At 62.7% G+C, this 601-nt stretch carries 2 protein-coding genes; both read left to right on the forward strand.

The window, feature by feature from the left end; all coding sequences use genetic code 11:
• Positions 1-480: FtsW/RodA/SpoVE family cell cycle protein (locus tag ENZ74_RS33725; RefSeq protein ID WP_164761502.1), on the forward strand; the 480-nt coding region annotated here is incomplete at its 5' end.
• Between the two features lies 1 nt (position 481).
• Positions 482-601, forward strand: a 120-nt coding sequence (locus ENZ74_RS33730; protein ID WP_206522410.1) for a glycosyltransferase, incomplete at its 3' end; no start/stop codon positions are given.

Raw genomic sequence — 601 nt, forward strand, 5'->3', positions numbered from 1 at the left:
GAAGGCGACACATTCCAGGTCGATATGGGACGCGACGCGCTGATCAATGGCGGCTGGTTTGGCGTCGGACCAGGTGAGGGCACAGTCAAGCGCGTTATTCCCGACAGCCATGCCGACTTCGTCTTCTCGGTCGCAGGCGAAGAGTTCGGACTGATCATGTGCTTCTTCATCATGTCGATATTCGCCTTCATCGTGCTGCGCGGCCTCAACACGGCGCTGAAGGAGCATGACGATTTCACCCGCTATGCGGTCGGCGGCCTCGTCACCGTCTTCGGCCTGCAGGCGGTCATCAACATGTGCGTCAACCTCCAGCTTGTGCCGGCCAAGGGCATGACGCTGCCGTTCATCTCTTATGGCGGCTCTTCGCAGATCGCCATCGCCATCTCGATGGGGATGGTGCTGGCGCTGACACGCAAGCGGCCGGAAAAGCGCAAGCAGATGGGCTTTGGCCTGTCGCAACGCGCCGTGCCGGCGGAGTGATATGGCCAGAGGCGTCATCCTTCTCGCGGCAGGCGGCACCGGTGGGCATCTTTTCCCGGCCGAGGCGCTGGCGCATGAGCTGAACGAGCGCGGCTGGTCGGTGCACCTGGCAACCGACGAC

This window comes from Mesorhizobium sp. M7A.F.Ca.CA.002.15.2.1 (assembly GCF_003998715.1).
Classification (GTDB): domain Bacteria; phylum Pseudomonadota; class Alphaproteobacteria; order Rhizobiales; family Rhizobiaceae; genus Mesorhizobium; species Mesorhizobium ciceri.